Annotated in this window: 12 protein-coding genes; 5 read left to right on the top strand and 7 right to left on the bottom strand. The window is 68.1% G+C overall.

The features are described 5' to 3' along the window. Positions 1 to 485 precede the first annotated feature (485 nt). From MZTS_RS11955 to MZTS_RS11940, 4 genes are all read left to right on the top strand, one after another. Positions 486 to 692, top strand: coding sequence for a hypothetical protein (locus tag MZTS_RS11955; RefSeq protein ID WP_192284006.1), 207 nt, complete (start codon positions 486 to 488; stop codon positions 690 to 692). A 97-nt stretch (positions 693 to 789) separates the two neighbouring features. After that, a complete protein-coding gene (gene cysE, locus MZTS_RS11950) occupies positions 790 to 1,635 on the top strand; it encodes a serine O-acetyltransferase (protein ID WP_192284005.1) in 846 nt (281 codons plus the stop codon). Between the two features lie 387 nt (positions 1,636 to 2,022). Beyond that, positions 2,023 to 3,414, top strand: a complete 1,392-nt coding sequence (locus tag MZTS_RS25475) for a family 2B encapsulin nanocompartment shell protein (RefSeq protein ID WP_192284004.1) — start codon at positions 2,023 to 2,025, stop codon at positions 3,412 to 3,414. After that, entirely contained in the window at positions 3,401 to 5,425 is a 2,025-nt protein-coding gene (locus MZTS_RS11940) for a family 2A encapsulin nanocompartment cargo protein cysteine desulfurase (RefSeq protein ID WP_192284003.1), read from the top strand. Before MZTS_RS25475 ends, MZTS_RS11940 begins: the two co-directional genes overlap by 14 nt. 166 nt (positions 5,426 to 5,591) lie before the next feature. Here the strand turns inward: MZTS_RS11940 and MZTS_RS11935 are convergent, their stop codons facing one another. The 3 genes from MZTS_RS11935 to MZTS_RS11925 all read right to left on the bottom strand — a co-directional run bounded on the left by MZTS_RS11935 (position 5,592) and on the right by MZTS_RS11925 (position 8,113). Then, the gene (locus tag MZTS_RS11935) at positions 5,592 to 6,641 is read right to left on the bottom strand and encodes an LLM class flavin-dependent oxidoreductase (RefSeq protein ID WP_192284002.1); all 1,050 of its coding nucleotides are present in this window, start codon (positions 6,639 to 6,641) and stop codon (positions 5,592 to 5,594) included. Between the two features lie 5 nt (positions 6,642 to 6,646). Continuing rightward, positions 6,647 to 7,606: an aliphatic sulfonate ABC transporter substrate-binding protein gene (locus tag MZTS_RS11930; protein ID WP_192284001.1), complete on the bottom strand. Its 960-nt coding sequence runs from the start codon at positions 7,604 to 7,606 to the stop codon at positions 6,647 to 6,649. Between the two features lie 204 nt (positions 7,607 to 7,810). After that, complete coding sequence (locus MZTS_RS11925; protein ID WP_192284000.1) at positions 7,811 to 8,113, bottom strand: hypothetical protein; 303 nt, start codon at positions 8,111 to 8,113, stop codon at positions 7,811 to 7,813. Here MZTS_RS11925 and MZTS_RS11920 point away from each other — a divergent pair. Continuing rightward, the gene (locus MZTS_RS11920) at positions 8,112 to 9,335 is read left to right on the top strand and encodes an acyl-CoA dehydrogenase family protein (protein WP_192283999.1); all 1,224 of its coding nucleotides are present in this window, start codon (positions 8,112 to 8,114) and stop codon (positions 9,333 to 9,335) included. The two genes, MZTS_RS11925 and MZTS_RS11920, sit on opposite strands and share 2 nt — an antisense overlap. Positions 9,336 to 9,464: 129 nt before the next feature. Here MZTS_RS11920 and MZTS_RS11915 read toward each other — a convergent pair whose 3' ends face one another. The 4 genes from MZTS_RS11915 to MZTS_RS11900 form a co-directional block, all read right to left on the bottom strand. Further along, the gene (locus MZTS_RS11915; protein ID WP_192283998.1) at positions 9,465 to 10,217 is read right to left on the bottom strand and encodes a DUF2076 domain-containing protein; all 753 of its coding nucleotides are present in this window, start codon (positions 10,215 to 10,217) and stop codon (positions 9,465 to 9,467) included. A gap of 222 nt (positions 10,218 to 10,439) precedes the next feature. Continuing rightward, on the bottom strand, positions 10,440 to 11,333 hold the full coding sequence (locus MZTS_RS11910) for an outer membrane protein (protein ID WP_192283997.1): 894 nt from the start codon (positions 11,331 to 11,333) through the stop codon (positions 10,440 to 10,442). A 394-nt stretch (positions 11,334 to 11,727) separates the two neighbouring features. Further along, complete coding sequence (gene pgeF, locus MZTS_RS11905; RefSeq protein WP_192283996.1) at positions 11,728 to 12,495, bottom strand: peptidoglycan editing factor PgeF; 768 nt, start codon at positions 12,493 to 12,495, stop codon at positions 11,728 to 11,730. Positions 12,496 to 12,508: 13 nt separating this feature from the next. After that, positions 12,509 to 13,612: an SAM-dependent methyltransferase gene (locus tag MZTS_RS11900; RefSeq protein WP_192283995.1), complete on the bottom strand. Its 1,104-nt coding sequence runs from the start codon at positions 13,610 to 13,612 to the stop codon at positions 12,509 to 12,511. Position 13,613 lies beyond the last annotated feature (1 nt).

The raw sequence follows: 13,613 nt of genomic DNA, 5'->3' as shown, positions 1-13,613 counted from the left end.
CCCAACGACATCCCCCTCGCCGCCGCCCCCCGCTGCCGTCGCTGCGATGACCGGACGCGCACGCCCGTGTCGCCCCGCTCGACGGAAGGCTGACCCTCGGGCCGGTGCCGCACGCTGGATGCGCATTTCGAGCGACCCCGCTCAAGACCAGGCCCGTCCCCTCGAAACGGAATGCGCCGCGGGATGGCCGGCGGACCGAACCACGGCATGACGGTCGTCCGGCCGTTCGGAGCCGTGTCGATTCCTTCCGCCGAACCGGAGGAACCAGACTTGCCAACATTCGTTTTATCGTCAAAAATGCAGTTATAACAACGACTTAGCAAAAATAATGCTCTCGCCCGACCGCTTCGCGCAGCAAATCTTCTCTCATTCCCGGCACGGCCAGAACGCTTTTCCGACACCCGGCCACGGGGCTGCTCGGTTCGAGCGAGCCTGAGCCTGCGATTCGCGACATCTTTCGAAAAAGCCCGCCAAAGGACGCCACCATGGTTTCAGTGACGATGCTGCCCGGCGATCAGGTCGTGTTCGACCGGCTGGACCTCGCCGAGGCCCTCGGGATCTGGCGCAATGCCAGGGGACGCGTGGTCGGCATTCATCGGCAGGGCAATCGTGTCCCGACCATCGACGTCAAGTTCGACGGTCATGACACCCTGGAAAGCTACCTGCCGGACCTGTTCCGGCGGATCCAATGACCCGTTCGCCGGCCAGGACGAGACAGGGGGCCGATGAGCGCCTCGATGGGGCACCTCCCGGGCGGGGCCTCTTCCAGACCATGAGGGATGTTCGAGCATGACCCCGGCCATTGCCTTCGCTCCGCCCTTGCGGATGCTGAGCCGCAGCACGGCGGAGGCCGATGTCTGGTCGGCGATGCGGGCGGAGGCGGAAGCCGCGCTCATCGAAGAGCCGCTCTACGCGGGCCTGATCCAGGCGACGGTGCTGGACCAGCGCAAACTCATCGAGGCGCTGGCCTACCGGCTCGCTCACCGGCTCGGCGACGGCGACCTGTCGCGACTGACGGTGCGCGACCTGTGCCTGTCGGCCTTCGAGGCCGATCCGCAGACCGGCGCGAACGCGGTGCGCGACCTCATCGCCATCCGCGAGCGTGACCCGACCTGCCGGCGCTATCTCGACCCCTTCCTGTTCTACAAGGGATTCGCCGCCCTCGAAGGTTACCGGGTCGCCCATTGGCTGTGGCACCAGGGCCGTGCGACCCTCGCCCTGCACATGCAGAGCCGGATCTCGGAAGTGTTCGGCTGCGACATCCACCCGGCGGCGCGGATCGGCTCGGGCGTGTTCATCGACCATGCCACCGGAGTCGTGATCGGCGAGACCACGGTGGTCGCCGACGATGTCTCGATCCTCCAGTCGGTTACCCTCGGCGGGAACGGCAAGGAGAGCGGCGACCGGCATCCGAAGATCGCCCGCGGCGTCCTGCTCAGCGTCGGGGCCAAGGTGCTCGGCAACATCAAGGTCGGCGAGGGGGCCAAGGTCGCGGCGGCTGCGGTCGTCCTGCACGAGGTACCCGCCCACACCACCGTCGCCGGTGTGCCGGCCCGGGTGGTCTCGCGCCTGCGGTCCGACGAAGAGCCGGCCCAGACCATGGATCAGTCGTTCGGCTTCGGCGACGGGATTTGAGAAGGGATTTCAGCCGCCTATGGCGGGGCCTGAAATGGAAATCCTTTTCAAGATGAAGTTGGATATCGCATTATGTAGAACAAAATTCCCCTATAGTACTGCAATTTAGAATAATTTATTTTTCTGCCGGCAAAAATTGGAAACTTATCGTCTATGTAGCGGAAAAATGAGAAAAGCCTTCTATTGACCCACGCGCCGGCACAGGCCTAGTTTCATCCCACCTTCACCGCTGAGCCAAGCATCCGCGGCGACGGACAAGTATTCGCCTACTCCAGGCCGAACGCATTCTCAATAGAATGCGATTTCGATGCGCGCCTTTGGCCGCGTCGCAGCCCTCCCATGGGCGTGCGCCTTTCACTGAATGTCCTCAACGGGAGACTACGAGAGATGAGTGGACCGGGCCTGAGCGTGAGCGCCTCCGCTGCGCGCAATCTAGCCACTGCGACCGTCACTTCGGTCCAGAACGTCGCCAACACCCCGCGCTTCTTGCTGCGGCTGTTGCCGTTCGTCGATGTCGCCGGCGGCGTCTACCGGGTGAACCGCCGCGCCGTCGTGCTGGCCAAGCCCGGCCGCGTCGATCTCGCCCACGAGGACAAGGGCCGCACGATCCGTCCGGGTTCGCTGCGCGCGGTGCCGCTGTTCAGCCGCCTCGGTGACGCGGAACTCGCCACCCTGGCCGGCAAGTTCACCGAGAGCCACCACAAGGCCGGTGACGTGATCGCCGAGGAAGGCTCGTCGGGCCGCAGCCTCGTGATCGTCGCCGACGGCACCGTCGAGCTGAGCCTGTCCGGTCCCTACAAGGGCCGCCTGCGCCAGGGCCTCGCGACCCGCGGCGATTATTTCGGTGACGGCGCCCTCGTCGGCGAGGCCGGTCCGGCCCCGGCGGTGAAGGCGCTCTCGGCGGTGACGCTGCTGACGCTCGACCCGGCCGCGATCGGCGAGGAGGGGATCCGCTCGCGCATCAGCCAGTACCAGGAAGAGCGTGACCGGCTGAAGGGCCACACCAATTCCTATGGCGAGCAGGGCATCGAGCTTCTGGCCGTCCATACCGGTGAGCCGCGCCTGCCGACCACCTTCGTCGATTACGAGATCGATCCGCGCGAGTATCACCTCTCGACGATCCAGACGATCCTCAACACCCATACCCGCGTCACCGATCTCTATTCCAACGAGATCGACCAGCTGCGCGAGCAGATCCGCCTCACGGTCGATGCCGTGAAGGAGCGCGAGGAGTGGGAGCTGCTCAACAACTCGCAGTTCGGCCTGCTGCACGAGGTCTCCGGCCGCCAGCGCATCCCGACCCGCTCCGGCCCGCCGACCCCGGACGACCTCGACGAGCTGCTGACCCTGGTGTGGAAGAAGCCGGCCTTCTTCGTCGCCCATCCCCGGGCCATCGCCGCCTTCGGCCGTGAGGCGACCCGGCGCGGCGTGCCGCCGGTGGTCGTCCACCTGTTCGGCGCCCCGTTCATCACCTGGCGCGGCGTGCCGCTGGTCCCGAGCGACAAGCTGCCGATCGAGACCGATCCGGTGACGGGTGCGCAGACCACCTCGATCCTGCTGCTCCGCGTCGGCGAGGGTGAGCAGGGCGTGGTCGGCCTGCAGAAGTCGGGCGTGACCGGCGAGATCGAGCCCGGCCTGTCGGTGCGCTACATGGGCACCAACGACCATTCCATCGCCTCGCACCTCGTGACCCGCTACTTCTCGGCCGCCGTGCTGGTCGAGGACGCGATTGCCCGTCTCGATAACGTGCTGCTCGGCAATTATCATGACTACGCTTGAGGGGCCGGCACTCGGCATTCCGACAGGCTCGCTCCCCGGCACGCCGGGTGAGCTCGCCCATGCGGATCTGGTCGGGCGTCTCGCCCGCGAGATCTACGGGCAGGGGCAGGCGGCGAGCCAGCCCTTCGCCCCATCGCTGCCGGCCTCGCCGCAGCTTCCGCAGGGACTCGAGTCCCTGCCCCAGGGTCCCGGCGGCGCGAGCCTGCCGGCGGCCGATCTCGGGCTCCCCTCGGCCCCGGCCGGGGGGCTGCCCTCCGGCCTCCAGCCGGACGCGGCGTCGCTCGGCGCGCGCTCCTTCGGGGCGCCGCCGGTCGGCCTGCCGGGCCTGACCGGCCCGTCCCAGGCCAATCCGGTCGGGGCGACGCCGGCTCCGGCCAGCGCGAACCTGCTCGACCTCTCGGCGATCCCCTCGGTGCATCCGTATCCGGCGCAGGCCAAGCTGCCCGAATATTTCGTGCCGAGCCTGCCCGAGGTCGCCGCCCACCTTCCCGGCGGGACGGACCTGCATCGGCAGATCGCGGCGGATCATCCCCGGGCCAATGCCTTCGCGCACGCGGTGGCGCCGAGCCTGGTTCCGGCCGCTCCCGGCAAGCCGGGCGGAGATGTGTCGCAGGAGCATTTCGCCCGATTCGGCCATCTCCCGCATCCGTCCCAGCCGGATGGTGCAAGCGACTACTATTTCCTCAACCCGGCCCCTTCGGCCCGGAAGAAGTCGGCGGCCCAGCCGCGGGTCGAGCCCTCGCGCCATGCCGGTCCCGCTCCCCGCGTGACCTCGCACGGCTCGGTGCCGGCCGGTGCGCCCTTCGATGTCGAGCATGTCCGCAAGGACTTCCCGGCGCTCCACCAGAGCGTGAACGGGCATCCCCTGGTCTGGCTCGACAACGCGGCCACCACCCACAAGCCGCAGAGCGTGATCGACGCGACGAGCGAGTTCTACGGCCGCCACAACTCGAACATCCACCGGGCCGCGCATACCCTGGCCGCGCGTTCCACGGACCTGTTCGAGGGCGGACGCGAGAAGACCCGCCGCTTCCTCAATGCCCCGTCGAAGGACGACATCGTCTTCCTGCGCGGCACCACGGAAGCGATCAACCTCGTCGCCAATTCCTATGGCCGTGCCCATATCGGCCCAGGCGACGAGATCATCGTCTCGACCATCGAGCACCACGCCAACATCGTGCCCTGGCAGCTGCTCGCGCAGTCGACCGGGGCGACGATCCGGGTGATTCCGGTCAACGATCGCGGCGAGATCATCTTCGAGCAATACGCCGCTCTGCTGTCGGGTCGCACGAAGATCGTCTCGGTGACCCATGTCGCCAACGCGCTCGGCACGGTGAACCCGATCCGGGAAATCATCGCCCTGGCCCACGCCTACGGCGTTCCGGTTCTGGTCGATGCCGCGCAATCGACGCCGCATATCCCGATCGATGTGCAGTCGCTCGATGCCGACTTCCTGGTCTTCTCCGGGCACAAGGTGTTCGGGCCCACCGGCATCGGCGCGCTCTACGGCAAGAAGCATCTGCTCGAGGCGATGCCGCCGTGGCAGGGCGGCAGCCACATGATCGAGGACGTCACCTTCTCCAAGACCGTCTACAAGGGCGCGCCGGAGAAGTTCGAGGCCGGCACGCCCGATATCGCGGGCGCGGTCGGTCTCGGCGCGGCGCTCGATTACCTGGAGAGCATCGGACTGCCCGCCATCGCGGCTTACGAGCACGACCTGCTGGAATACGCGCAGGAAGGCCTCGCCGAAGTGAAGGGCCTGCGCCTGATCGGCACCGCGCTCAACAAGGCGAGCGTGATGTCCTTCACGGTCAACGGCGTCAGCAACGAGGCGGTGGCCCACCATCTCGACGCTCACGGCATCGCCGTGCGCTCGGGCCATCACTGCGCCCTCCCGGCCCTGCGCCGGTTCGGCGTCGATCAGTCGGTGCGCGCCTCGCTCGCCTTCTACAACACGCGGGAGGACGTCGATGTCTTCCTGCGAGCCCTGCATACCCTGCCGCGGCCCTGACGACGGCTGAGGCAGCAAGAAACGGGCGGCGCCGAGGCCTCGGCGCCGCCCGTTTTCATGTCAGACCCAATCCGGTTGCTCCCTTCGGGATGGCGGATTCGGGCTCCGCTCAGACGCCGCGCGGGCTCCCTGATCCTGCCCCCGGTCTGATCAACCGGGGACAGGATCAGGCCCGCACCCTCGGAAAGACCCGCTCGGCGAAGCGGCGCATCTCGGCCTCGAAGGGCTGGAATTGCAGCATGAACAGGGCGATGCCGACGGCATGGAAGGCTCGGATGCCGTCCGCGACCCGGCCGTAACTTCCGACCAATCCGGCGGCCGTGCCGCCATTGGTGCCGACATGATAGGCCGCCGCCGCGTCGGTCTTGGCGAACATGACGCTCGCGGCATCGGTCCGAGCCCGGGTCTCCGCTCGTAGCTTCTCGTCCCGGCGGCTCAGTTCCAGCAGGCGGGCGAATTCGTCCTCGGCCTCGGCATCCGTCTCGCGGGCGATGACGAAGGCGGAGAGGCCGTAGCGCAGCCGCCCCCGCGCGGCGGGACGGCTTTCGAGATCGGCGATGAGCCCGGTCACGGCATCGAGGGGTTGCCCGTTGATGAACCAGACATCGCCGTGATCGGCGACGAGCGCGCGGGCCGGCTCGGATTCGCCGCCGACATAGATCGAGGGCCGCGCCCGGTAGGTGCCGGCGGGCCTCAACTGATAATCCTCGACGCGGAAGTGTCGGCCCTCGAAGCTGACCCGCTCGCCCCGCAACAGCCGCTCGACGAGCGCGATCCATTCGCGGCCATAGGCGTAGCGCTCGTCATGGGCCGGAAAGGGCAGGCCGGCTTGCTCGAATTCGGCCCGGTTCCAGGCATTGACGAGGTTGAGGCCGAAACGGCCCTCGCTGACATGTTCGATCTGCAGCGCCATCTTGGCGAGCACCACCGGATGGATGAGACCCGGCTTGATCGCGGCGATGATTTCGATCCGCCGGGTCACAGCGGCGAGGGCGGCGGAGGCCGTCCAGGCTTCGAGCTGATCGCGGCTCTCGTCATAGGGGTTCACCGTGTGTTGTGCGACCAGCACGGAATCGTAGCCGAGGGCTTCCGCCTCCAGCACCAGGGCGCGGTTGCGGGCCCAGGAAGCGTCGTGCGGCTCGTCCGGGTCGTGGCGGGCGGCGCGGGAACCGTGGACCGGGGCCCAGACGCCGAAGCGGAGCGGATGCGCGGTCATGATCCTCACCCCCGTCCCGCCGGCGGCTGCCAGAGAGGCACGTCGGTGGCGTCGAGGCGCCGCGGGATCAGCCCGGCCTCGAAGAAGGTGTCGGCAATGGCCTGCTGCTCCGACAGGGCCGCCCGGTCGACCGGTCTGACCGCGTAGGAGCGCCGCGCATTGACCGTGGCGACGACCTCCGGCGGCAGGTCGCCCCAGATCGGCGCGAGCAGGGCCACGGCCTCCTTCGGATTGCCCTTCACCCATAGGCCGGCCTCGACCAGCGCAGAGAAAACGGTCGCGACGATGCCGGGATGCTCGGCGGCGAAGGCGGTATTGACCGTGTAGTACCGGTTATAGCTCGACAGGCCGGTCGCGTCGGCGAGGACGCGCACCGGCCGCTTGGCCTGGACGATGGCCAGGAACGGATCCCAGATCGACCATGCCTCGATGTCGCCGCGCTCGAACGCCGCGAGGCCGTCCGCCGCTTCGAGATAGGCCGGCCGGATCTCGGAGAAGGGAAGGCCCGCCCTCTGCAGCGCACCCGCCAGGATGAAGTGACAGCCGGACCCCTTCGAGACTCCGACACGGCACCCCTTCAGGTCGGCGATAGTCCGGATCGAGGATTCCTCCGGCACGATGATCGCCTCGGCCCGCGGCGAGGCCGCCTCCATCGCGTAAAAAGTCAGCGGAGCCCCGGCCGATTGGGTGAAGATCGGCACCGCGTCGGCGACATCCGCGTGCAGATCGACCGCGCCGGTATTCATCGGCTCGATCACCTTGGTGAAGAGATGCCAGCTCACCCCGAACCCCTGCGCCCCGAGCCGCTCCTCCAGGGTGCCCCTGGCCTTGAGGATCGTGAGCAGGGTCGAGGAACGCTGATAGCTCAGCTTCACCGTCCGGCCGGCGCGGGCCGGGCCGGCGGCGAGCGTCCCCAAGAGCGAGCCGGCGAGCGCGCCGGCGACGGTGCGTCGGGTCAGGGTCATCGAGGCTCCATGCGGCCGGTCCGATCCTGTGAACGTTCGCGACCGGCATCGCGCGGAGGCTGTATATTCGCTTCGTCTCGAAACGAATTTCCGTATTTGCTGCAATCTTCAGGATATTATGCGCTGGATGCGACCAAAAACATGATGATCTTGCGTGAATGCCCCGGCATGACGTGCGAGGCTCGCCGATCAGCTAGCGAAGCATTAGAGAGATCGGGTTGGAACGCCGGCGTTCGTCATCCGATTGCGCAGAATCCACCTTGAAACGCTGCTTCGAGTCGACGCGCCCGGATCAGGGGAAGTTTCTTTTTTCTGCATGTCTACATTCAGCATGTCGATCCACGCAGAAGCCCCTTCTTCGAACTCAACTTCCAAAATCGAAATCGTCCTTCGAAAGTCTCGTTCCTTGGCTTGAGCTTGTGCCGGGAATTGCCGATTCCCTCCACCTGATAAAGCTGAAAGCCGCGCGATCGATCCGCCGGCCGGCAGGATGGAGAGGGACAGCATGTCTCAGATCGATGCGGGCTGGGGAGCCGGCCCGAGCGCCCGCTACGACTCGCTCGCTGACCGGTTCCGGCCGGTCTTCGCGGAGATCCGCGCCGGTGCTGCGGCCCGGGATCGCGAGCGCCGGCTGCCCCGGGCCGAACTCGGCTGGCTCAAGAAAGCCGGCTTCACCACCCTGCGGCTCGACCCGGCCTCGGGCGGACATGGGGCCAGCCTCCCCGAACTCTTCAATCTGCTGATCGAGCTGTCCCAGGCCGATTCGAATGTCACCAACGCCCTGCGCGCCCATTTCGGCTTCACCGAAGACGTGCTCGCCTCCCCCTCGCCGGAATGGCGCGACCGCTGGGTCGCCCGGCTCGGCGCGGGCGAGACGGTGGGGAGCGGCGTCTCGGAAACCGGAGAGGCCAAGGTCGGCCAGTTCGATACAATCCTGCGGCGACGCGGCGGGGAATGGCTGCTCGACGGGAAGAAGTTCTACACCACCGGCTCGCTGTTCGCGGACTGGATCCACCTCTCGGCCCAGGACGAGGCCGGCGCGCCCGTGGTCGCCGCCGTGCCGACCGGGGCGCCGGGTGTCGAGATCGTCGATGATTGGGACGGTTTCGGGCAGGCGCTGACCGCGAGCGGCACCGCACTTTTCTCCGGAGTCGTGCTGCCGCCTGAGTCGATCAAGCCGGAAACCCAGCGCTTCCCCTACGCCATGGCGTTCTTCCAGCTCGTGCATCTGGCCACGCTTGCCGGCATCGCACGGGCCGCCGCCGAGGATGCGGCGCGGCTGGTGGCGGCGCGCACTCGCATCTACAGCCACGGCAATGCCGGCCGCACCGCCGACGACCCGCAGATCCTGGCCGTGGTCGGACGCGTGCGCGGCCATGCCTACACGGCGGGCGCCATCGTGCTGAAAGCCGCCGAGGCGGTGCAGCGGGCCGCCGACGCGGCGCTGAGCGTGGGACGCGAGGCGGCGGAACCGGCATTGGCGCTGGCCGATGTCGAGGTCAATCAAGCCGTCACCGTGGTGACGAACCTCGTGCTGGAAGCGACCACGGTGCTGTTCGATGCCCTCGGCGCATCGGCGGTGAAGGCGGAGCACGGCCTCGACCGCTACTGGCGCAACGCGCGCACCATCGCCTCGCACAATCCGCGCATCTATCGCGAGCGCAGCGTCGGCGCCTTCGCGGTCAACGGCACACGCCCACCGAGGGAATACCGCGTCGGCACCGCCTGACGAACCGGAGGACGGTGCGCTTCAAAAGAAAGAGCCCGGTGCCGCGATCCGGCACCGGGCTCTCTTCCAGTCACTGGCCCCATCACCGCCATGCCGGTCCGAATCGCACGGGCCTGGCAGCGTCGCGGCTCAGGCCCAATCGTCGTCGCCGCCGTCGCCGAGATCGCCGCCGAAGTCACCGCCGGGATCGCCACCGAACGAGGCATCCTGGAAGCCGCCGTCACCGCCGCCGAGCGCGGCACCGAGATCCTGCTCGCCGCCGCCGAAATAGTTGTTCTCGACGATCGACTCGCCACCACCGCCGAGGCCCGCCGCCGCCGCGTTGCCGAGATGAGAGTGACCACCGGCGAAGGCGTTGGAGAGGGCGCTGCCGAGCAGCATGCCGCCGGCCGCACCCGCCGCCATCGGCAGAGCGGTGGCGAGGAAACCGCCGCCCCGCGCGGGCTGTTGCGGCTGGCCGCCCCAGGGGCCGCCCTGCTGCGGAGGCGCGTAGCCGCCGGGCTGGCCGTAGCCCTGCTGCGGACCGCCATAGCCCTGTTGCGGGCCGCCATAGCCGCCCTGACCGCCCTGTTGACCCCAGGGTTGACCGGCCGGACGCTGCGGCTCGGAGCGCTGGCCACCGCCGAAGATGCTCGACAGGAAGCCGCCGCCGCCGGAGGGTTGGGACTGCGCTTGCTGGCGGGCCTGCTCGAGCTGCTGGTTGAGGCTCTTGATCGCCTCTTCCTGCACGTAGATCAGCTGGGCCATCGCGTAGGGCGCGTAGGGCTGGCTGCGCAGCTTCTCGGCGATGAAGCGCTCGGCATCGGCGTCCCGGGGCTGGCCGGACGCCTGTTCGAGGCGCTGGAAGATGCCGTTGATGATGTCGCGTTCTTCGCTGTTCATGGAGCCGTCCTCCTGAGGCGCCGACGGCGTCGTCACCGCACGGCGGCTACGAGATGGGGGCCGGTCGAGCTTTTGTCAGGGGGGCGGGCGTCGATTGTCCGTCTCGGCCAAGGTCCGCAGGGGGCGATCCGGCCGGGAAACCGGCAATAAAAAAGCCCGGCACGTGGCCGGGCTTTCTCCAAAACCGGCGGTCCCGTGAGGGGCCGCCGTATGTTTCGGATCTTAGTACGAGCCGAACTTGTAGTTCAGGCCGGCGCGGACGACGGCGAACTCGGTCTCGCGCTGACGAGCGAGGTTGCCGCTGGCCAGGATGACGCCCGGGCTGGTCGTGTAGACGAGGTTGCCGGCCGGGGTGGCACCGAAGGCGCCGTTCAGGCGGTTGCCGCGGTCGAGGTTCACGTACAGACCTTCGACCTTCAGCGTGACGGCCGAGGACTTGAAGAAGTTCAGGAACGAGTCGGTCGGGAGAGCGTACTCGATACCACCGCCAGCGGCCCAGCCGGTGCGGAAGTCGTCGGAGGAGCCGTTCGGCAGGCCGAAGTCGGAGCCGCCACCGGAGCCGTAGGCGAAGCCGCCGGTGCCGTACACGAGGGTGCGGTCGAAGGCGTAGCCGAGGCGACCGCGGACGGTGCCGAAGAAGTCGAGGCCCGACAGACCGTTCGGGTTGAAGATCTGGGTGCCGGCGAGGAAGGCCGAGGAGCCCGGGGCAACGGCGAAGCGGTTCCGGTCACGACCGAAATCGACGTACTGGGCGTCGGCCTCGACACCGATCACGACACCGGAGCCCGGGGTGAACTGATAGTTGTAGCCGATCTGACCACCGCCGACGAAGCCTTCATCGCTGCGACGGTTGTTGAAGGCGACGACCGCGGTGCCGCCCGGGGCGACGAGGCCGCTGGCGCCGTTCACGCCGATGACGGTCGGGTTGTTGTTGTTGTCACCCGTGCCGAAGCCGTAACCGGCGTTGAAACCGGCGTAGAAGCCCGTCCAGGTGAAGACCGGCACCGGCTGGAACACCGGCGGCGGAGCGGCGCGACGCGGAAGGTCGGCGGCGAGGGCCGAACCGGCGAAGGCGATACCGGCAATGGCCGTACCGGCGCGAAGGAAGGATTTCATCACTCTGGTCCTCTTTGACTGTGCCGGCGCCTCCGTGGAAGCGCGGCGGCACGGTGCCCCGTATCTAGTTCAGCATCCCGGAAGATGCTGTTGCGGCTCGACCACGCCGACCGTCCAGAAGGCGGCCCCTTTGTGGCAGTGGTCTTGGTCTGCCGTCGTTCCAACCGAGAAACGCCACCGAACGGCCAAGGTTCAAATACGGCCGAGCTTTTTTTGGTGATCGTTTCGGACAGATTGTCGCAGGGTGCAACCACGGCGTTCCGCGACGACCCAGGGATACGCTGAAGCTGGCGGCCGATGCGAGTGCCACAGCGCACAAAAGCCTGGCTTTAGCCTCCTCCTTCCGCTCCGTTGCACCGATGCAACAATTTTTGTGAGAAGCCTGAGCAGATGATCAGGGTGTCAGAGCAATTGCCGAGATGAGACGTCCGTAATCGGCTTCGTTTCGATGGGTTGTCCGACGAAAGCTGAAGAATCGCTCGGGATCTTCATAAGTGCACAGGCCAAGGGAAACCGCTTCGCCGACTTCGGCCTGCGCCAAGCGCGCCAGAATGAAGGCCGGCAAGTCGAATTGCGCATGGCCCGGCCGGCCCTCACGGAAGAATTGCGCCGAATCCGGCACCTCCGCTCGAAAGCGGGCTTCGAAATCCGCGCCGACTTCGTAGGAGGCTTGGGAGATCGTCGGGCCGAGGACGGCGACGATCTTTTTCCGCACCGCACCGAGCGCTTCCATCGCCGCCACGGTGGCGTCGACGACGCCGCCGAGAGCGCCCTTCCACCCGGCATGGGCCGCGCCGACGACGTGGTTCTCAGGATCGGCGAACAGGATCGGGCCGCAATCCGCCGTGGCGATGCCGAGGGCGAGACCGGGCACGCGGGTCACCATGGCGTCGGCCTTCGGCCGCTCCGCGAGAGGGAAGGGCGCCTCCACGGTGACGACCTCGGCCGAGTGCACCTGATAGAGGCTGACCAGATTCGCGGCCGGCAGCCCGAGCTGGGCACACATCCGCGCCCGGTTCTCGGCCACGCGCGCCGGATCGTCCTGCGAGCCGATCCCGCCGTTGAGGGAAGCGTAGAGCCCCTCCGAGACGCCGCCCTGCCGGGTGAAGAAGGCGTGCCGGATATAGGAATGAGAACTGAGCTCGGGCGCTTCGATGAACATCGGGCGGGGTCTCTCAGGTGGGAGGCGCGATGGGAGCGGGAAGCCCGGGCAAGGCCCCCAGACAGGGATGGCGGGCGCAGAGCACCTTGAACAAGGCACCCATGCCGCGCGGATCGGGATCGGTCAGCCGGGCGACGGCGGCGTCGATCGTCTCCGCCTGGGCCGGCGTGGCACGGACCTTCAACCGCTCGGCACGCAGGTCGAGGCCGAGGGAGAACAGGAAGTCGCGCTGGGTCACGGGCCCCTGAATGCTCGCCCCCTCCGCCATGGCCGCGCGGGCGAGGGCGCCGAAATCGACATGCAGGGTTAGGTCGGCCTCGCCGGGACGGAGCAGCGGATCGACGAAGCGATGGTCCGCCACGGCCTGAAGCGTATCGCCCAGGCCGGGCCGGTCGGCGCTGCTGTCAAAGCCGTAATCGATGGCGAGCAGGGCGCCGCCCCGAGCGACAAGATGCCGGCTCAGGTCCCGCATCACCGCCAGAGCTTGGCTCGGCAGGGTGAGCACCGCTCCTGCCGGCGCCTCCGCCGCGAGGCGGGGATCGGGCTCGGGATCGAGGCCGAAAGCGAGGGCGTCGCCGTCCGGCGTGAGGCCGACCCGGCGCTCGCACCAGCCGCGCCCGGTCCGCACGAATTGGCGGGCGGGCAGGGCGTCGAAGAATTCGTTGGCGATGACGAGAAGCGGCGCGTCGGGCAGGCTCGCCACCGAATCGTGGAAGCGCGGCGCGGCCTCGGCCAGCCGCTGCGCCTGAAGCCGGCGCAGCACCGGACTCGTCTCGACGAGGTGGAGGTCGAAGGCGGCGCCCGCCGCGTTCAAGGCCCGCAGGGCGTCGGCCATCAGGGTGCCGCGGCCGGGCCCGAGTTCGACGAGACAGGGGCGCTCCCCCGGCAGGGTAGGGAGGATCGCGGCGGCCCAGGCGCCGATCAGCTCGCCGAACATCTGGCTGATCTCCGGCGCGGTCACGAAATCGCCCGCCGCACCGAAGGGATCCCGCGTGGCGTAGTAGCCGTGCCGAGGGTGGCCGAGGCAAAGCGCCATGTAACGGTCGAGGCCGATGGGGCCTGTCTCGCGGATCTCCCGCGCGAGGATCGCGAAGAGCGGCGTCGCGTCGGAGGCCACC

The sequence above is a fragment of the Methylorubrum zatmanii genome, assembly GCF_014845115.1.
Taxonomy (GTDB): Bacteria; Pseudomonadota; Alphaproteobacteria; order Rhizobiales; family Beijerinckiaceae; genus Methylobacterium; species Methylobacterium zatmanii.
The sequence above is the reverse complement of the archived record's forward strand: the minus strand, read 5'-3'. Positions and strand labels throughout refer to the sequence as shown.